1 protein-coding gene is annotated in these 237 nt (G+C 77.6%); it reads left to right on the top strand.

Annotated elements, in window-relative coordinates; translation table 11 throughout:
* Positions 1–237, top strand: a 237-nt coding sequence (locus FQ668_RS28235; protein WP_144180882.1) for an efflux RND transporter permease subunit, incomplete at both ends; no start/stop codon positions are given.

The following is a 237-nucleotide window of genomic DNA, read 5'->3' as shown; positions in this document are numbered from 1 at the left end:
GCCGAGCAGGCGACCGGGCTGCCGGTGCTCCGGGTGCGGATCGACCGCCCCGCGGCGGCGCGGCTCGGCATCCGGGCCGACGACCTGCTCGACGTCGTCGAGGCGATCGGCGGGGTCTCCGCCGGCGTCGTCCACGAGGGGCAGAAGCGGTTCGATCTCCGGGTGCGCTTCGGCGACGCCGCCCGCGCGAGCCTCGAGAAGATCCGCGATCTGCGCGTCGCGGCGCCGCCGGCCACC

Source organism: Pseudomonas sp. Kh14 (assembly GCF_900291005.1).
GTDB classification, from domain to species: domain Bacteria; phylum Pseudomonadota; class Gammaproteobacteria; order Pseudomonadales; family Pseudomonadaceae; genus Aquipseudomonas; species Aquipseudomonas alloputida.
Note: the sequence above shows the minus strand (reverse complement) of the source record. Positions and strands in the feature narration are given on the sequence as shown.